This window comes from Streptomyces sp. TAA204 (genome assembly GCF_000424965.1).
The window spans coordinates 197,480-214,325 of sequence record NZ_AUKW01000005.1 but is presented as its reverse complement, the minus strand read 5'-3'; the positions used below and the strand labels follow the sequence as shown (position 1 = coordinate 214,325).

General features: G+C 72.7%; 18 protein-coding genes. 4 read left to right on the top strand and 14 right to left on the bottom strand.

Annotation, left to right across the window (positions count from 1 at the left end; all coding sequences use genetic code 11):
- Window positions 1-68: 68 nt before the first annotated feature.
- On the bottom strand, window positions 69-851 hold the full coding sequence (locus H343_RS30215) for a VIT1/CCC1 transporter family protein (protein ID WP_078505447.1): 783 nt from the start codon (window positions 849-851) through the stop codon (window positions 69-71).
- 425 nt (window positions 852-1,276) lie between these two features.
- Between H343_RS30215 and H343_RS0111775 the strand changes: the two genes are divergently transcribed.
- The 4 genes from H343_RS0111775 to H343_RS0111760 all read left to right on the top strand — a co-directional run bounded on the left by H343_RS0111775 (window position 1,277) and on the right by H343_RS0111760 (window position 5,494).
- Window positions 1,277-2,233, top strand: a complete 957-nt coding sequence (locus tag H343_RS0111775; protein ID WP_028431308.1) for a carbohydrate ABC transporter permease — start codon at window positions 1,277-1,279, stop codon at window positions 2,231-2,233.
- Window positions 2,230-3,069 (top strand): carbohydrate ABC transporter permease, encoded by an 840-nt coding sequence (locus tag H343_RS0111770; protein WP_028431307.1) that lies wholly within the window; start codon window positions 2,230-2,232, stop codon window positions 3,067-3,069. The genes H343_RS0111775 and H343_RS0111770 overlap by 4 nt, the downstream gene beginning before the upstream one ends.
- Entirely contained in the window at window positions 3,069-4,352 is a 1,284-nt protein-coding gene (locus H343_RS0111765) for an extracellular solute-binding protein (RefSeq protein ID WP_028431306.1), read from the top strand. Before H343_RS0111770 ends, H343_RS0111765 begins: the two co-directional genes overlap by 1 nt.
- A gap of 260 nt (window positions 4,353-4,612) precedes the next feature.
- Window positions 4,613-5,494, top strand: a complete 882-nt coding sequence (locus H343_RS0111760) for a ribokinase (RefSeq protein WP_051265098.1) — start codon at window positions 4,613-4,615, stop codon at window positions 5,492-5,494.
- 64 nt (window positions 5,495-5,558) lie between these two features.
- Here H343_RS0111760 and lgt read toward each other — a convergent pair whose 3' ends face one another.
- From lgt to H343_RS0111700, 13 genes are all read right to left on the bottom strand, one after another.
- The gene (lgt, locus tag H343_RS30210; protein ID WP_051265029.1) at window positions 5,559-6,560 is read right to left on the bottom strand and encodes a prolipoprotein diacylglyceryl transferase; all 1,002 of its coding nucleotides are present in this window, start codon (window positions 6,558-6,560) and stop codon (window positions 5,559-5,561) included.
- A 142-nt stretch (window positions 6,561-6,702) separates the two neighbouring features.
- Window positions 6,703-7,449, bottom strand: coding sequence for a thioredoxin domain-containing protein (locus tag H343_RS0111750; protein WP_028431304.1), 747 nt, complete (start codon window positions 7,447-7,449; stop codon window positions 6,703-6,705).
- Between the two features lie 218 nt (window positions 7,450-7,667).
- Window positions 7,668-8,477, bottom strand: coding sequence for a tryptophan synthase subunit alpha (gene trpA, locus H343_RS0111745; protein ID WP_028431303.1), 810 nt, complete (start codon window positions 8,475-8,477; stop codon window positions 7,668-7,670).
- A gap of 77 nt (window positions 8,478-8,554) precedes the next feature.
- Entirely contained in the window at window positions 8,555-9,790 is a 1,236-nt protein-coding gene (trpB, locus tag H343_RS0111740) for a tryptophan synthase subunit beta (protein WP_037903456.1), read from the bottom strand.
- A gap of 307 nt (window positions 9,791-10,097) precedes the next feature.
- On the bottom strand, window positions 10,098-10,349 hold the full coding sequence (gene trpM, locus H343_RS35890) for a tryptophan biosynthesis modulator TrpM (RefSeq protein WP_486586873.1): 252 nt from the start codon (window positions 10,347-10,349) through the stop codon (window positions 10,098-10,100).
- Window positions 10,350-10,354: 5 nt separating this feature from the next.
- The gene (gene trpC, locus H343_RS0111735) at window positions 10,355-11,164 is read right to left on the bottom strand and encodes an indole-3-glycerol phosphate synthase TrpC (RefSeq protein WP_028431301.1); all 810 of its coding nucleotides are present in this window, start codon (window positions 11,162-11,164) and stop codon (window positions 10,355-10,357) included.
- Between the two features lie 168 nt (window positions 11,165-11,332).
- Window positions 11,333-11,728, bottom strand: coding sequence for a DUF2752 domain-containing protein (locus H343_RS0111730; protein WP_028431300.1), 396 nt, complete (start codon window positions 11,726-11,728; stop codon window positions 11,333-11,335).
- Window positions 11,729-11,766: 38 nt separating this feature from the next.
- Window positions 11,767-12,009, bottom strand: coding sequence for an HGxxPAAW family protein (locus H343_RS0111725; protein ID WP_028431299.1), 243 nt, complete (start codon window positions 12,007-12,009; stop codon window positions 11,767-11,769).
- A 247-nt stretch (window positions 12,010-12,256) separates the two neighbouring features.
- Window positions 12,257-12,967, bottom strand: a complete 711-nt coding sequence (locus H343_RS0111720; RefSeq protein WP_028431298.1) for a TIGR02234 family membrane protein — start codon at window positions 12,965-12,967, stop codon at window positions 12,257-12,259.
- Window positions 12,968-13,068: 101 nt separating this feature from the next.
- The gene (locus H343_RS0111715; RefSeq protein WP_028431297.1) at window positions 13,069-14,610 is read right to left on the bottom strand and encodes an anthranilate synthase component I; all 1,542 of its coding nucleotides are present in this window, start codon (window positions 14,608-14,610) and stop codon (window positions 13,069-13,071) included.
- A gap of 31 nt (window positions 14,611-14,641) precedes the next feature.
- The gene (gene hisI, locus H343_RS0111710; RefSeq protein ID WP_028431296.1) at window positions 14,642-15,025 is read right to left on the bottom strand and encodes a phosphoribosyl-AMP cyclohydrolase; all 384 of its coding nucleotides are present in this window, start codon (window positions 15,023-15,025) and stop codon (window positions 14,642-14,644) included.
- 112 nt (window positions 15,026-15,137) lie between these two features.
- Window positions 15,138-15,518: a hypothetical protein gene (locus tag H343_RS0111705; RefSeq protein WP_051265027.1), complete on the bottom strand. Its 381-nt coding sequence runs from the start codon at window positions 15,516-15,518 to the stop codon at window positions 15,138-15,140.
- Entirely contained in the window at window positions 15,515-16,846 is a 1,332-nt protein-coding gene (locus H343_RS0111700; RefSeq protein WP_028431294.1) for a hypothetical protein, read from the bottom strand. The genes H343_RS0111705 and H343_RS0111700 overlap by 4 nt, the downstream gene beginning before the upstream one ends.

Here is a 16,846-nt window from a genome sequence, read left to right as displayed (position 1 = left end):
TGAAACCGTGAGGTAACAAGGAGATCGTGCCGGGTGCGTCACGTCACGGTGAGCCACGGAACCATGATTCACCCCACGGCGACGCCGAAGGCCATCCCCAGCCCGTAGGTCACCGCCACCGCGGCCGCACCAAGCCCGAGCTGCCGCAGCCCGCTGAACCACCACGCCCGCGCCGTCACCCGCGCCACGACCGCCCCGCAGCCGAAGAGCCCGATCAGCCCCAGCACCACCGCGTACCACAGCGAGTGCGCACCCAGCAGATACGGCAGTACGGGCAGCAGCGCTCCGACCGAGAAGGACAGGAACGAGGATACGGCCGCGACGGTCGGCGACGGCAGGTCCGAGGGGTCCACGCCCAGCTCCTCGCGGGCGTGCGTCTGCAGCGCCTGCTCGGGGTCCGCGTGGAGCTGCCTGGCGACCTCCGCCGCCAGGCGGGGCTCGACACCGCGCGAGACGTAGACCTCCGCCAGCTCCTTCAGTTCGTCCTCCGGGTGCCGCCGCAGCTCACGGCGCTCCACCTCCAGCTCGGCCTGCACCAGCTCCCGCTGCGAGGCGACGGAGGTGTACTCGCCCGCCGCCATGGAGAAGGCCCCGGCGACCAGCCCGGCGAGTCCGGAGATCACGATGGTCCGGGACGCGGCGGAACTGCCGGCGACGCCCGCGACCAGGCCCAGGTTGGAGACCAGGCCGTCCATGGCGCCGAAGACGGTCGGGCGCAGCCAGCCGCCGTTGACGTCCCGGTGGGTGTGGTCGGCGTGGGTGTGGTCGGCGTCGCCGTGACCGTCCGAACCGTCCGGCCCGGCGCCGCGTTCCCCGTGGCCGTCCCCACCCGGTGCTGTGTCCTTCTCCATGACCGCCGTATCCGGTTCGCTGCCTCCGCGGCGGCGGGTCGTCGCCCCGCGCCACCTTCCAGTTCCCCGACGGTATGCGCGCCCCCGCGGCACCTGCCAGCAAGGAAGGCCGAACTTACCGGGCCGGCGGAACAGCGGAGGGCCGTACGGGCAGGCCGCGGGCTCCGCACCCGACGGGCGCGGAGCGGGGGGCAGTTGCCCGGCGGCAGCCGTCTTGCGCAGAAGCGGGTCACAGCCCATTGACGCCCGCGGCGACTGCGCGCAACATTCCAGTCACTCCCCCGCCACCGCGGCCCCGCGCCCGCGCCGCAATCGATTCCGCTCCGGGCTCACGTCCGACGTCGAAGGGACAAGCCCGTGGTGACGACAGGCCGCCGCCCGGCGCGCCCGGGCTCCCTGCCGTGCGCGGAACCGGAGCCCGCCCGATGAGCCTCACCGCCCCCGGCACCTCCCGGACACCGCAGCGCGGCACGCCGCCTGCCCGCCCGGCGGCCGGAAGCCGAGCGACGCCCGGGCTCGACCGGGACGCCTGGTTCCTGCTGCTGCCCGCGCTGCTGCCGATCCTGCTGCTCAGCGCCGGCCCGCTGCTGTACGGGCTGTCGCTGGCCTTCACCGACGCGCAGTCGGGCCGCCGGGAGGCGACCGAGTTCGTCGGTCTGGACAACCTCGCGGACCTGCGGCTGGACACGCTCTTCTGGGAGTCCTTCAGGATCGGCCTGGTCTGGGCCGTGTGCGTGACGGCACTGCAGTTCCTGCTGGCGCTGGGCCTTGCCGTCCTCCTCGACCAGGATCTCCGCCTGAGGTGGCTCGCCCGCACGCTCGCGCTCGTACCGTGGGCGATGCCCGAGGTCGTCATCGGCATCATGTGGCGGCTGGTCTACCACCGCGACGCCGGCATCCTGAACGCCACGCTGAGCGACCTGCGGCTGATCTCCGGCAACGCCGACTGGCTCGCGAGTGTCTCCCTCGCCCTCCCCGCCGTGATCGTGGTCGGCGTGTGGGCGGGCATGCCGCAGACGACGGTGGTGCTGCTGGCGGGGCTGCAGAACGTCCCCCGGGAACTGCGCGAGGCCGCCGCCCTGGACGGCGCGGGCAGCTGGCGGCGCTTCCGTACGGTGACCTGGCCGGTGCTCAAGCCCGTCGCCCTGGCCATCACCGCGCTCAACTTCATCTGGAACTTCAACTCCTTCGGCCTGGTGTACGTACTGACGGCCGGCGGCCCGGGCGGCAGCACGCGGCTGCCGATGCTCTTCGCCTACGAGGAGGCGTTCCGCTACGGGCAGTACGGGTATGCCGCCGCGATGGGCCTGGTGATGGTCGCCGTCGTGGCGGTGCTGCTGACGGTCTTTCTGCGCAACCGGCTGAGGGAGGCCGACCAGTGAGCCGTGCACGAGGGGGCGCGGCGCGCGCCGGACAGTACCTGGCGCTCGCCTGCTACCTGGCCTTTCTTGCCTTTCCGCTTCTCTGGCTGGTCTCCACCGCGCTGAAGTCCCCGCAGGAGCTGGGGTCCGTGGAGCCCACGTGGCTTCCCCGCGACCCGTCCCTGGACAGCTTCGTCTCGGCGTTCGAGCAGCAGCCCCTGGCGCGCTCCGCCCTCAACAGCCTGATCGTGGCGGGCGCCGCGGCGGCCGTCTCCGTGGCGGTGGCCGTGCCGGCGGCGTACGCGATGGTCCGGTACCGCTCCGTGGTCGGCAGGGCCGCGGCGGGGTGGATCCTGGTCAGCCAGGCGTTCCCGTTCGTTCTGGTGATCATTCCGCTGTTCCTGGTCCTCAAGAGCTTCCGCCTCATCGACGCGCCCGTGGGTCTCGTCCTCGTCTACGTCGTGTGGAACCTCCCCTTCGCGCTGTGGATGCTCCAGAGCTACGTACGGGCGGTGCCCGCCTCGCTGGAGGAGGCCGCGGCGATCGACGGCTGCGGACGGCTGAGGACCCTGCGCAGCGTGGTCCTCCCGCTGCTCACCCCGGGCCTGGTCGCCACGGTGATGTTCTCCTTCGTGACCGCCTGGAACGAGTTCTTCTTCGCCCTCGTGCTGCTGAAGTCCCCGGAGAAGCAGACGATGTCCGTGATCCTCACCCATTTCGTCGGCGCGGAGGGCGCCGCCGACCTCGGTCCGCTCGCCGCGGCGGCCGTACTGGCGACCCTCCCCAGCCTCGTCTTCTTCAGCCTGCTCCAGCGCCGCCTCGTGAGCGGGATCATGAGCGGGGCGGTGAAGGCGTGATGCGCCGCCGTGCGTTCCTGGCCACGGCGGCGGGCGCCGGCACGGCCGTGACCGGCTGCGCGGGCGGAGGCGACGATTCGGGCGCCCTGGACTTTCTGAGCCTGGCCTGGCAGAAGGAGTCCGTCGAGGTGAACAAGGCGCTGGTGGCCGAGTGGAACAGGCGCAATCCCTCGGCCAGGGTCCGTTACGTCCAGGGCTCCTGGGAGAGTGTCCACGACCAGCTGCTGACCTCCTTCGAGGGCGGTGAGGCACCCGACGTCATCCACGACGAGGCCGGTGACCTCACCGACTTCGCACACGGCGGCTACCTCGCCGACCTGAGCGGCCTGCTGCCCGCGGACCTCGTGCGGCGGATCCCGCGGGCCACCTGGGACACCGCGACCTTCGCGGGCGGCATCCACGGGGTGCCCTTCCTTCAGGAGCCTCGGGTGCTCATCGCCAACCGCGCCCTGCTGGAGCGCTCCGGAGTGCGGACACCGACCGCCGCACGTCCCTGGAGCTGGGAGGAGTTCGAGGACGCGGCCGGGGAGCTGACCCGCGGACCCACCCACGGGGTGGCCTGGTCGATGAAGGAGCCCGTCAGCCAGACGCTCAACCTCGCCCTGACCACCGGCGGCTCCGTCTTCCACCGCGAGGGAGGAAAGAACGTCGTGCGCTTCGGGCGCGCCGACTCCTACGTGGCCGAGCTGATCCACCGGCAGGTCCACAGGGACGGCACGGCGGCCGCCGGCAGTCTCGGCATGACCGGTTCGGAGACCCTGCCCGGCTTCTTCGCCGGGAAGTACGCGCTCCTCCCGCTGAACTTCTCCTTCCGGCAGCAGGTGCAGCAGCAGGCCCCGGACGGCTTCGCGTGGGTGACGCTGCCCATGCCCGCCGGGACCAGCCTCCCCGGCGGGGGCAGGCACCAGGGGGTCAGTCCGCAGACCCTGTCCGTCGCGGCGGACACCCGGCGCAAGAAGACCGCCATGGCGTTCATCTCGTTCCTGACCCGGCCCGACCACATGGCACGCCTGGCCGCGGGCGACTGGCTCGTGCCCACCGGCCGCGAGGCCCTGCGCGACCCGGCGCTGGAGACCGACGAGCACGGCTGGAGCACCGGCCTTCGGACCGCGTCGGACCTGCGCGCCTCACCGGTGCTCGGCGTACGCGGATACCCGGAGTGGAAGGACAAGGTCGCCACGCCCGCCCTGCAGGAGTACTACGGCGGCGGCATCGGCCTGGAGGTGCTGCGCCGCAGACTCGTCCGCGACGGCAACCGCGTCCTGGCCCGGTACCAGCGGTGAGCCGGAGGCGCCGGCATTGACCTGTCCGCCCGGCCGCGGACCGGTTCGCCGGTTCCGGTACTCTCGCGCGCCTCACCCCCCGCATCCCCGCGCTCGCACCGCGCACAACGCGCCGCCACCGCACGCCCGTTCGCCCGGCCGCCCGTCCGTCCGCCCGACCGCCCGACCGTCCGTCCGTCCGTCCGGAGACAGGAGACCCAGCCGCCGTGACATCCAAGACCCCGGCACCGCCCTCCATCGCGGTTCTGGGCAGCGCCAACATGGACCTCGTCGCCTATGTCGCGACCGCTCCCCGGCGCGGCGAGACAGTCACCGGCCGCGCCTTCCGCACCGCCCCCGGCGGCAAGGGCGCCAACCAGGCCGTCGCCGCGGCCCGTTCGGGCGGAGCGGTCTCCATGATCGGAGCCGTCGGCGGGGACGTCTTCGGCGCCCGGCTGCGCGAAGCCCTCTCCGGCTCCGGTGTGGACACGGACGGTCTGCGCACCGTCGGCGCGGAGAGCGGCACCGCCCACATCGTCGTCGACGACGACGGCGGCAACGCGATCGTGGTCGTGCCCGGCGCCAACGGCACCGTCGACGGGCTGGCCGAGGGAGACGAACCGCGCATCGCCGCGGCCGGCGCGCTGCTGCTTCAGCTGGAGATCCCGCTGGCGGGCGTGCTCGCCGGTGCCCGCGCAGCGCACCGGCACGGCGTACGGGTCGTGCTCACCCCGGCACCGGCCCGGCAGCTTCCCCCCGAGCTGCTCTCGGTCACCGACCTGCTGGTCCCCAACGAGCACGAGGCGGAGCTGCTGACGGGCGAGTCCCGCCCGTCGGCCGCGGCGGACGCGCTGCTGGCCCTCGTGCCCGAGGTCGTCGTCACCCTCGGCGCGGCGGGGTCGCTGTACGCCGCGCGGGGTGCCGCGCCCGTACATGTGCCCGCACCACGTGTGAAGGCGGAGGACACCACCGCCGCGGGCGACACCTTCGTCGGCGCGCTGGCCGTGGCACTCGGCGAGGGGCGTGCGATGCCGGAGGCGATGGCCTGGGCCTCTGCCGCCGCCGCGCTGTCCGTACAGCGTCCGGGCGCGCAGGCTTCCATGCCGGAGCGGGCCGCCACCGACGCCTTCGCCGCCGCGCCGGCCGCGGGCCGGACAGCGTGACGGGAGGGCGCCCCCGCCGCCGGACGGTCAGGGGTGCCCGTGGCCGTCGGGCGAGACGGGTGCGTCAGGACGTCCCCGCTGGTTTCTCCGGAGCGGCCACTCTGCCCGCGGGGCGGTCCCGCCCGCTCCCGCCGGAGCCGTCGTCGCCGGGGTCGGAACCGCCGTCGCCGGACGTTTTCGCATCCCGGTCCGACGGGGACGCTCCGCCGCCGCTGCCGGGTCCGGAGCCGCCGTCGGTGCTGTGCGGCTCGACGACCTCTTCCCGGCCGGGCGCCCTGCGGGCGGAGATCACGATGCCCGCGACGGCCACGACGAAGACGAGGACCGACGTCCAGTTGTTGAGCCTCAGCCCGGCGATCTGATGGGCGTCGTCGACGCGCATGTACTCGATCCAGAAGCGCCCGACCGTGTAGGCGGCGACGTAGAGACCGAAGGCACGGCCGTGACCGAGCTTGAAGCGGCGGTCCGCCCAGATCACCAGGACCGCGACGCCCACGCACCACAGCGACTCGTAGAGGAAGGTCGGGTGGTAGGTGGCCAGGTTCGGGGTGTCGACGGGACGGTTCGGGGCGTCGATCTCGAGGGCCCACGGGACATCCGTGGCCCGCCCGTACAGCTCCTGGTTGAACCAGTTGCCCCAGCGGCCGATGGCCTGCGCCAGCGCCACGCCGGGCGCGACCGCGTCCGCGTACGCCGGGAGGGGGATGCCGCGCCTGCGGCAGCCGATCCAGGCTCCCAGCGCACCGAGGGCCACCGCACCCCAGATCCCCAGGCCGCCGTCCCAGATCTTGAGGGCGTCGACCCAGTTGCGGCCTTCGCCGAAGTAGAGCTGGTAGTCCGTGATGACGTGGTAAAGGCGTCCGCCGATCAGTCCGAACGGCACCGCCCACACGGCGATGTCGGCGACCGTACCGGCGGTGCCGCCGCGCGCGGTCCAGCGGCGGCTGCCGAGCCACACGGCGACGAAGACGCCGAGGATGATGCACAGGGCGTAGCCGCGCAGCGGGACCGGACCGAGGTGGATCTCGCCGGCCGAAGGACTGGGGATGAATGCAAGGGTCTCCATGGCGCTCCCGACGCTACATTGCCGAGCCTCGCGATCCGCAATGCGCTCTGTGCAACAGCTCCATAACGGCCGATCGGGCGAGTTCCCGCCCGGCGGGGGGACAGGGGACGGGCCGGGAGCGGCGCTCCCGGCAGCCGCGTCCTCAGCTCTTCTGCTCGACCTTCTGTTTCAGCGCCCGGGTGGTCAGCGGCTCGCTCCGGCCGTAGATGCTCTCGCCGTCGAGCAGCACCGTCGGAGTCGACTGGTGACCGGACTTCTGGAAGTCGGCGGCGGCCTTCTTCACCCAGCCCTTGTGGGTGCCCTCGGTCACACACTCACGGAAGCGCGGACCGTCCAGCCCGTCGACCTTCCCGGCCAGCCTGAGGAGGGTCTTGGCGGAGGCGAAGGCGTCGTCCTGCTCGCCGGGCTGGTTCCGGAACAGCACGTCGTGGTACTGGCGGAACTTCCCCTCGTCCTTCGCGCACGCGGCGGCGTTCGCTGCCTTGTGGGAGCCCGTGCCTCCCATGTTGTCATCGATGATGGTGACCAGGTGGTACTCGGCCCGGAGCTTGCCCTGCTTCTCCAGGGCGCGGATCGTGCCGCGGAACTCCTTCTCGAACTGGCCGCAGGCCGGGCAGCGGAAGTCCTCGTAGACGGTGAGCTTCACGGGGGCGTCCTTCTTGCCCACGGTGATCGGCTTGGCGTCGGTGCTGCCCCCGCCGCCGGTCTGCTGTGCCACCAGAGCCCCCACACCTCCGGCCACGGCGAGCACCGCGACCACGATGCCGCCCGCCTTGAGGTTCCTGCCGCGCTTGCGTACGGCACGGTCCCGCTCACGCTCCTGCCGCATCCGCTCCCTGGCGGTGGGCCTGCCCCGGCCCTGTCGGCCTTCTTGGTTCTTCTCGCTCATCACACCGTGAGCCAACGAACGGGGTGCCGGGGGGCATGCGTACCCGCGGCCGCTTTCGCCCGAAAGAGCGACAAGCCGCGGAAGTTGACGTCTCCCCCGGTCCCGCGTCCGGGTGACCGCTGGGCGGCCGGCGCCACGGAGGCGCTTCCGCCCTCCTGCGTCCCCGTCCGTGGCGCTCAGGACGGACACCCGCCCGGAGCGCCACGGATGAGGGGCCGTCAGCCGGTGCGCCGCCGCACGCCCCGGGCGAGGTCGCCCGCCAGCGTCCGTACGCCCGCGAGCCCGGCCTCCAGGTCGTCGGGGTGCGCCAGCAGCTCCTTGACGAAGGCCGAGCCGACGATGACGCCGTCGGCGAAGGCGGCGACCTCCTCGGCCTGCGCGGCGCTGGAGACGCCCAGACCGACGCACACCGGCAGTTCGGTCGTCGCCCGCGTACGCTCCACCAGCTCCTGCGCCTCCCGTCCGACGGACTCACGGGTACCGGTGACGCCCATCAGCGAGGCGGCGTAGACGAATCCGCTGCCCGCCGCGGTGATCTTCGCCAGCCGCGCGTCCCTGCTGCTCGGCGCCACCACGAACACCGTGGCCAGGCCGTGCTGTTCAGCGGCCTTGCGCCAGGTCTCCGACTCCTCCACGGGCAGGTCGGGCAGGATGCAGCCCGCGCCCCGTGCCTCGGCCAGCTCCGCGGCGAACCGCTCCACACCGTAGCGGTCCACGGGGTTCCAGTACGTCATGCACAGCACCGGCTTGCCCGTCGCCGCGTGGGCCTCGCGCACCGTGCGCAGCACGTCGGCGATGCGGACACCGCCGCGCAGAGCGATGTCGTCCGCGGTCTGGATGACGGGACCGTCCAGCACGGGATCGCTGTGCGGCAGACCGACCTCGACCACGTCGCAGCCGCTCTCCAGCAGGGCGACGCACGCCTGTACGCCGCCCTCGACCGTCGGGAACCCGGCGGGCAGATACCCGACGAGGGCGGCCCTGTGCTCCGCGCGGGCCCCGGCCAGCGCGGCGTCGAGCAGCTCCACGGTGCCGGTGGGCGTTCCTCCGCTGCCGGTGCCGCTGCCGGTACCGCTGCCGCTTGCGGATGAGGTGACCTCTGCGTTCACTGGTCCGCCCCCTCGTCGTACAGGCCGAAGTACCGCGCCGCGCTGTCCATGTCCTTGTCGCCCCGTCCGGAGAGATTCACCAGGACCAGGCCGTCGGGGCCCAGTTCCCTGCCCACATCGAGCGCCCCTGCCAGCGCGTGCGCGCTCTCGATGGCCGGGATGATTCCTTCGCTCTCGCACAGCAGACGCAGCGCGCGCATCGCCTCGTCGTCGGTGACGGGCCGGTACTCGCCCCGTCCGGACTGCTTCAGATACGCGTGCTCCGGGCCGATGCCCGGGTAGTCCAGACCCGCCGAGATCGAGTACGGCTCGGTGATCTGCCCCTCGTCGTCCTGCAGTACGAAGCTGCGCGAGCCGTGCAGGATGCCCGGCTCCCCCACCGAGAGCGTCGCGGCGTGCTCTCCGGAGTCGATGCCGTGACCGGCTGCCTCCAGGCCGAGGAGCCGGACCTCCTGGTCCGGGAGGAAGGCGTGGAAGAGGCCGATGGCGTTGGAGCCGCCGCCGACACAGGCGGCCACCGCGTCCGGCAGCCGCCCGGCCCGCTCGAGGATCTGGCGGCGGGCCTCGACACCGATCACGCGGTGGAAGTCGCGTACCAGCCGGGGGAAGGGGTGCGGCCCCGCGACCGTGCCGAACAGGTAGTGCGTACGGTCCACGTTGGCGACCCAGTCGCGGAACGCCTCGTTGATGGCGTCCTTGAGTGTGCGGCTGCCGGAGGCGACCGGGACGACCTCGGCGCCCAGGATGCGCATCCTCGCCACGTTCAGCGCCTGGCGCCGCGTGTCGATCTCGCCCATGTAGACCGTGCATTCGAGGCCGAAGAGCGCGCAGGCCGTGGCGGTGGCCACGCCGTGCTGTCCGGCTCCGGTCTCGGCGATGACGCGGGTCTTGCCCATGCGCTTGGTCAGCAGTGCCTGGCCGAGCACATTGTTGATCTTGTGTGATCCGGTGTGGTTGAGGTCCTCACGCTTGAGGAAGACCCGTGCGCCGCCGGCCTGTTCGGCGAAGCGCGGCACCTCGGTCAGCGGGCTGGGACGGCCCGTGTAGTGGACGAGCAGGTCCTCGAGTTCGGCGGCGAACGCCGGGTCGGCCTTCGCCTTCTCGTACTCGACGGCCACCTCGTCGACGGCGGCGACGAGCGCCTCCGGGATGAACTTGCCGCCGAAGGCGCCGAAATAGCCCCCGGCGTCGGGGACCCGGCCCTCGGGATCGGGAATGAAGTAGTCGGACATCCGACGTGCTCCTTGCAGAAGGTACGGAGAGTGCGCCGTGGTACGGCTGCGTGCCGGTGACCCGCGAACACGTACGCCGGCGCCCTGGGCGCGCGCAGTCCACCGGCGAGAGAGGCTCTCAGCCGGAAGGCCGCGGCAGGGCGGCGGCACGCCCCGGCCGGACGGCCGGTTCGCGAGGTGGGCCCGTGCGTGCGGCGTTCGGCCCCGTTCGTGGCGGGGCCACGCGGCAACCGCCGTCCCGCGCGGGAATCGCCGTCGTGGCGCCCGGCGGGACCGCGGCCTGCGAGAGCCGCACTCGGGGGGTCGGTCAGCCCGCGATGCGGGACACGCGGGCCGTCCGCCATCGACGCCCGTTGACCTGCCCCGGCTCACATCCGATGTGGTAGCGCACACGCCGTCCGTGCACACGCCGCGCCGGCGCCCGGCAGCCGCGCGGACGGCAGCCGCGCGCCAGGGACGCGTACGTGCTCCGGGCAGCAGGGCACGCGTGCCCGCCGGGAGTCCGCGGCGGGCAGGCCGGGCGCACTGTGCCGTGCCGTGGGCGACGGAGGACGTCCATGGTCGTCAGTCCCTGCCGTGGCGCAGCGCCGGATGGGCGCCGGCGGCGACGAGGTCGGCGACGGCCGCCTTCGGGTCGCCGCCGACGACGAGCGACTCGCCGACCAGCACCGCGTCGGCGCCGTCGTTGGCGTAGGCGATCAGGTCGTGCGGCCCGCGCACGCCCGACTCCGCGACCTTGACGATGTGGCCGGGGATCTCCGGCGCGATGCGCGCGAAGTTGCCCCGGTCCACTTCGAGTGTCTTGAGATTACGCGCGTTGATCCCGATGATCCGCGCACCGGCGTCGAGGGCCCGTTGGGCCTCCTCCTCGTCGTGCGCCTCGACCACAGCGGTCAGTCCGATCGACCCGGCCCGCTCGACCAGCGAGACGAGTGCCTCCTGCTCCAGCGCCGCGACGATCAGCAGCACCACGTCGGCGCCGTGCGCGCGGGCCTCCCACAGCTGATAGGCCGAGAAGACGAAGTCCTTGCGCAGCACGGGGATGTCGACCTTCGCCCGTACGGCTTCGAGGTCGGCGAGCGAGCCGCCGAAGCGCCGCTGCTCGGTGAGCACCGAGACGACGGCCGCGCCGCCCGCCTCGTAGTCCGCGGCGAGCCCGGCCGGGTCCGCGATCGCGGCCAGCGCGCCCTTGGAGGGGCTGGAGCGCTTGACCTCGCAGATGACCCTGATGCTGTCGCCCTTGAGTGCCGCTACCCCGTCCTTGGCCGGAGGGGCTGCCGCGGCGCGCTCCTTGAGTTCGTCGAGGCTGACGCGCGCCTGCCGTTCGGCAAGGTCCTCACGCACGCCTTCGATGATCTCGTCGAGCACACTCACGCGAGCGGCCTCCTTCTGGGCTGGATCCGGCCTCCGCCAGGGCGGGAGGCGATTCTCAGATCGGGCAGTGTGATGCTATCGGGCGGGAGCCGGAGGTCTCGCATCCGGTTACCCTAATCCCGCATTCCGGACATAATTCCCCTGCCGGGCAGAACGGCCGCGCCTGCGTCACGGAACGAGCGCGGCCCCCGCCGGCAGATTCCGTACGACGGTGAAAGCCACCGCCAGCACGCCCAGCACCCACCAGTGCGTACTGCGCAGCGGCACCGTCACCGGCTTCGAACGCAGCACCCGTGCGAACCAGAAGACCACGAACGCGCCGAAGAGGACGAATCCGGCCACGGCCAGCGCGTTCGCCCCGAGCGCCGCCGCCACCTCGCCGTGCGCGACCGCGTGCGCGCTGCGCAGCCCGCCGCAGCCGGGACAGTACAGACCTGTGAAGTGCAGCAGCGGACAGACCGGGTAGTTGCCCGGCTCGCTCGGATCGACGGCACCGACGTACGCGAAGGCCGCGCCGAGCCCCCCGAGGGCGGCGGCCGGCGCGGCGAGGCGGGACGCCGGCACAGCGCGCCGGCGCCTCGCGGGTACGGGCTCAGGCCCGCTCAGGACGACTGCTCCTGCGGCTGCGCCCCCCGGCCCGTGCCGGAGCCCCGCTTGGTCGCGCCCAGACCCGCGGCCCGCATCAGCATTCCGACGATGCCGCCGGCCGCGATCACGACCAGACCCGCCACGAAGCCGACGGGCTGGGCCAGCACCGTGAAGACTCCGGAGATGCAGAAGCCGATGAAGGCGATCGTCACGCCCGTCCACGCCGCCAGAGTGTGACCGTGGCTGTTGCCCGCCATGTGTGCTCCTCGTAGTTCTACCGACTGGGCCACCGGGCCCGCTCCCTGCCCATTCTCCCCCTGCCGCGCGCGAGCGCCGCGCCAGGGGTGCGCTCGGTGGACGGGACTCTGCGGGGCGGGGGCGTCAGGGGGGCGGGGACGGACCGGGGCTCCGCGGGGACGTGACCGGGGCTCCGCGGGGACGTGACCGGGGCTCCGCGGGGACGGGCCGGGGGCCGTACGGCGTGCCGCCCGGCTGCGCCGGCGCTCAGGCCGGGCCGCCCCCGGTGCCGCGCGTGGGGTCCTCGCCGCGGTCGAGGGCCTTCCACAGGTCCTCGGGCCGGTCGGGGTCCACGGACGGCGGGGGTGCGGGAGCGCTTCGCCTGCCGCGGGAGGTGCGTTCGTAGCGCCCGCTCCCGGACATCGACGGCCACGACGGCCCGTACCGCAGTGCCAGCACACCGGCGAGCAGCAGCAGCGCACCGCCCGCCGCGGAGAGGTAGGGCCAGGCACTGACGTGCACCGCCTCGACGGCGCTGCGGGTCAGACCGCTGGCCCTGGCCGCCTTGTCGGCGAGCGGTCCGCTGTCGTCGGCGCCGGTCAGTGCCGCCAGCAGGGTGCCCGCGCCGCACAGTGTGAGCAGCCCCGCGACCAGCAGCCGCCCGGCGCGCCTGACGGCGAAGACGGCGACGAGGGCGGCCAGTCCGACCAGCGCCAGCGCGCTGGGCAGTCCGGTGACGTCGCCGCCCGTCGCCTCGACGGGCAGCGCTCCCTGCGCGAAGGACGCCGTGGAGCGGCTCCACACCTGCCCGTCGGCGACCAGTGCCAGGGCTGCCCCGGCGGCGCCGGACAGCAGCGCGGCGGCGAGCGCGCGCCGGGCCGCGCGGGAGCGCGCCGCGGGAGCGCTGCCGCTCGGGGTGGCCGGGCTCTCCTCGCCGGGGACGCCCCCGGCCTCCTCGCCGTGGGCCTCCCCGGGCACCGCGGCGGTCCCGGCCGCCGGGGCGTCGTCCGCCCGGGCGTGCCGCGTGGCCGCGCCGTCGCCGTGTGCGTTCCCGCTGGAGCGTGCCGGTGGTACGGAAGTCACCGCTCCACGCTACCGCCGAGCCCCTCGGCCGTACGGACCGCCCTGAGGACGGCCGCCGCCTTGTTGCGGCACTCGGTGTCCTCGGCCTCCGGGTCGGAGTCGGCGACGACGCCGGCCCCCGCCTGCACGTACGCCGTCCCGCCGCGCAGCAGCGCGGTGCGGATCGCGATGGCCATGTCCGCGTCCCCGGCGAAGTCGAGATAGCCGACGCAGCCCCCGTAGACGCCGCGCCGTGTCGGCTCCAGCTCCTCGATGATCTGCAGGGCGCGCGGCTTGGGCGCGCCCGAGAGCGTGCCCGCCGGGAAACAGGCGGTCAGCGCGTCGAAGGCGGTACGGTCCGCGGCGATCCGGCCCGTGACCGTCGAGACGATGTGCATGACGTGGCTGTAGCGCTCGACGGACATGAAGTCGACGACCTCGACGCTGCCCGGCTCGCACACCCGCCCCAGGTCGTTGCGGCCGAGGTCGACCAGCATCAGATGCTCCGCCCGCTCCTTCGGGTCGGCCAGCAGCTCCTCGGCCAGGGCCGTGTCCTGCTGCGGGGTCTGGCCGCGCGGGCGCGTACCGGCGATCGGATGCAGCATCGCGTGCCCGTCCTCGACCTTGACCAGCGCCTCCGGGCTCGATCCGACGACGTCGAAGCCGCCGGACCCGCCGCCCACCCCGCCGCCGAAGCGGAAGAGGTACATGTACGGGCTGGGGTTGGTCGCACGCAGCACGCGGTAGACGTCCAGAGCGCTCGCTCTGCACGGTGTCTCGAACCGCTGCGAGGGCACCACCTGGAAGGCCTCGCCCGCGCGGATGCGCTCCTTGATGTCCTCCACCCACGCCCGGTAGGTGGCACCGCCGGAGCGCGCGGTGAACTCCGGCAGTTCGGACGGCGGCAGAGCGGCGGGGCTCGCGGGTGCGGGCCGGGCCAGGTCCGCCGTCATCCTCTCCAGACGGGCCACCGCGTCCGCGTACGCCTCGTCGACACCGGTGTCGAGGTCGTTGTGGTTGATGGCGTTGGCGATGAGCATCACCGTGCCGTCACGGTGGTCGAGGACGGCCAGGTCGGAGGCGAGCATCATGGTCAGCTCGGGCAGCGCCAGGTCGTCGGCCGTGCTGTCGCTGTCCCCGACCTTTTCCAGGCGACGGACGACGTCGTAGCCGACGTAGCCGACCATGCCTCCCGTGAACGGCGGCAGGTAGGAGTCCTTGTGCAGGTCGCGCGGAGTGTGCAGGGCCTCGACCGTCTCCCGCAGCGCCCGCAGCGGGTCCCCCTCGCCGGGCACCCCGACGGGCGGCGTCCCCAGCCACTGCGCCGAACCGTCGCGCACGGTGAGGGTCGCGGCGCTGCGTACACCGATGAAGGAGTAGCGCGACCACGTACGTCCGTTCTCGGCGGACTCCAGCAGAAAGGTGCCGGGGCGCTCCCCCGCGAGTTTCCGGTAGAGCCCGATGGGGGTGTCACCGTCGACGAGAAGGCGCCGGGTGACGGGGATGACGCGGCGGTCCTTCGCCAGCGTACGGAAGGTGTCCAGGTCCGGGGTCGTCATGATCGGTGACCTTACTGGGCCTCGCCCGGTGTCACCTGTCACCGGCGTGGGGCCCGCGCAGCGGGAGTTCGTCGGCGTCGAAGCAGGTGCGGTCGCCGGTGTGGCAGGCGGCACCGATCTGGTCGACCTTGACCAGCACGGTGTCACCGTCGCAGTCGAGGGCCACGGACCGCACGTGCTGCACATGGCCCGACGTGTCGCCCTTGGCCCAGTACTCCTGGCGGCTGCGGCTGAAGTAGGTGGCGCGGCCGGTGGTGAGGGTGCGGTGCAGGGCCTCGTCGTCCATCCACCCCAGCATCAGCACCTCGCCGGAGTCGTACTGCTGGGCGACGGCGGGGAACAGGCCGTCGGAGTTGCGCTTGAGGCGCGCGGCGATCCCGGGGTCGAGCGAGGTCGCGGAGGAGCGTGCGGACATGGGGCCATTCTCGCGCACTCCGGAGGCTCCCGGCGCACGGCGTGGGGCAGCGGCCCGAGAGGGGCAGGAGCGGCGTTGCGGAAGCCGTCCTCCCACCTCTGCTGCGGGCCGGTCACACCTGCGGTGCGAGGACCGTGAGGCGGGCCAGTGCCGCCAGGCCCAGCAGCAGCGGCAGTGCGTACCACCAGCGGCGCAGCCATCCGGCTCTGGTGACCACGAGGGTCAGCAGAGCGAGTACTCCCGTGGCCACCAGGGCGATCCACCCCATGTACGCGGAGAAGGTGACCTTGTCGTGGTCCCACGGACCGGCCGGCTCGGTGGTGAAGGCGAGCAGGACGAAGTAGGCGGGCACGACGGCCACAACGAGCAACGCCAGCAGGGACGCGGTCGCCGCGGCGCGTCGGCGGGCCCGCGAAGGCGGCTGCGGCGCGGAACTGCCGGTACCGGCCCTCCTGTCCGCCTCCGCACCCGCTCCGTCACCCGGCGCTGTCACTCCAAGGCCCTCCCTGCCTCGTCGAGTCTGTTCCTGAAGCCGCGGCCGTACGCCTGCGCGTCGTCCGAGGCGTGGTACGGCCCTCCGTTGTAGCGGGCGGCGAGGTCCTGCATCTGTGTCTCGGTCATCTGCTCCGGTGGCACGTCCGCGTAGTCGCTCTCGGCCTTGAGCTGTGCGAGGTATTCCGAGGCGATGAAGATGTTGTACCCCGGGTCCCTGGTGGCGCCTACGACAACACGGTGCTGTTCCTCGGTGAGTTCGTCCGGGTCGAAGCCGAGGACTTCCGCCGAGCGCCTGACCTGGATCGCCATCGGCCCCATGGAGGTCTGGTCCGGGTCCTGGCCGGGAATGTACTCGCGAAGGCCGATCACGATGTCGTCCTGCACTCCGGGGTCGCCCTCCACCTCCTGCCAGGCGATGCCCGCCACCATCTCCGGGGGTAGCCCGGATTCCTGGGCTGCTGCCCTGATCAGTTCCCTGTTGGCCCCGATGTACTGCCGCCGGCCCTCGTCGTCGTTGGAGGGCAGCCAGTAGTTGTTGCCCTGCGCGTCAGGGAGCCCGTCGAGGCGTGTCCGGATGCGTTCGAGGGCCGGTGACCAGTTGTCGCCGTGGGCGACGCCCAGTTCGTCGGCCTTCGTTCCGGTTCCGGGAAGTTGGACGTACGGGTCGTCCCGGGCTTCCCGCGCTTCCCTGCGCAGTGCGGGGATCTGCTGGAGCATGCGGCCGGGGTCGGGGAAGTCTCCGCGGAAGTCGGGCAGTTCGTCGTAGGCGTTCTTGAGCAGGCGCACGCAGGTCGTGCGGGCCTCGTTCTCCACGCGCTTCGCGTCACCGAAGTGCCCGCTGGTCCTGTTGTAGTACCTCTCGGCGTCCTCGCGGATGGCGTCGACGTCGACGGTCAGTTCGGCTGCCCAGTCGAGGATTCCCGTCGTTCCGCGCAGATCCTCCCACTGCCGCATCGGCTCGGCGGCACGTGCCGTGGGTGTGACGGCCTGCGCCTCCCGGGCGATGACGTCGGCCAGTTGCCTCTCGGAGTCCGCTCCGTCGGCGAAGTGGCGCCTGGCGGTGGTCAGTGCCTCTGCGTAGTCGGAAAGGGCCGTGCTCGCTTTGCGGAATGACGCCGAGAGTGACCGGGCCAGGTCTTCGGCCTCGGTGAGACGTTTGACGTAGCGGTCACGTGCTTCGCTGACCCATTGCGTGGAGGCGGCCTTGATGAACTCTTCGTCGACGGAGTCGAGAAGCTTGTGCAGCCGGCGGAATTCGTCGGCGCTCTGCTCGACCTGCTTCGGATTGCACTGGTCGAGGAACTCCACGGAGGACCGGTATGCCAT

Coding starts and splice junctions, on each gene's coding strand:
- H343_RS30215 (WP_078505447.1), bottom strand. CDS start 851: ATGGAGAAGGACACAGCACCGGGTGGGGACGGCCACGGGGAACGCGGC.
- H343_RS0111775 (WP_028431308.1), top strand. CDS start 1,277: ATGAGCCTCACCGCCCCCGGCACCTCCCGGACACCGCAGCGCGGCACG.
- H343_RS0111715 (WP_028431297.1), bottom strand. CDS start 14,610: ATGACGACCCCGGACCTGGACACCTTCCGTACGCTGGCGAAGGACCGC.
- lgt (WP_051265029.1), bottom strand. CDS start 6,560: ATGGAGACCCTTGCATTCATCCCCAGTCCTTCGGCCGGCGAGATCCAC.
- H343_RS0111750 (WP_028431304.1), bottom strand. CDS start 7,449: ATGAGCGAGAAGAACCAAGAAGGCCGACAGGGCCGGGGCAGGCCCACC.
- H343_RS0111760 (WP_051265098.1), top strand. CDS start 4,613: ATGGACCTCGTCGCCTATGTCGCGACCGCTCCCCGGCGCGGCGAGACA.
- H343_RS0111700 (WP_028431294.1), bottom strand. CDS start 16,846: ATGGCATACCGGTCCTCCGTGGAGTTCCTCGACCAGTGCAATCCGAAG.
- hisI (WP_028431296.1), bottom strand. CDS start 15,025: ATGTCCGCACGCTCCTCCGCGACCTCGCTCGACCCCGGGATCGCCGCG.
- H343_RS0111725 (WP_028431299.1), bottom strand. CDS start 12,009: ATGGCGGGCAACAGCCACGGTCACACTCTGGCGGCGTGGACGGGCGTG.
- trpM (WP_486586873.1), bottom strand. CDS start 10,349: ATGGACGTCCTCCGTCGCCCACGGCACGGCACAGTGCGCCCGGCCTGC.
- trpB (WP_037903456.1), bottom strand. CDS start 9,790: ATGTCCGACTACTTCATTCCCGATCCCGAGGGCCGGGTCCCCGACGCC.
- H343_RS0111765 (WP_028431306.1), top strand. CDS start 3,069: ATGCGCCGCCGTGCGTTCCTGGCCACGGCGGCGGGCGCCGGCACGGCC.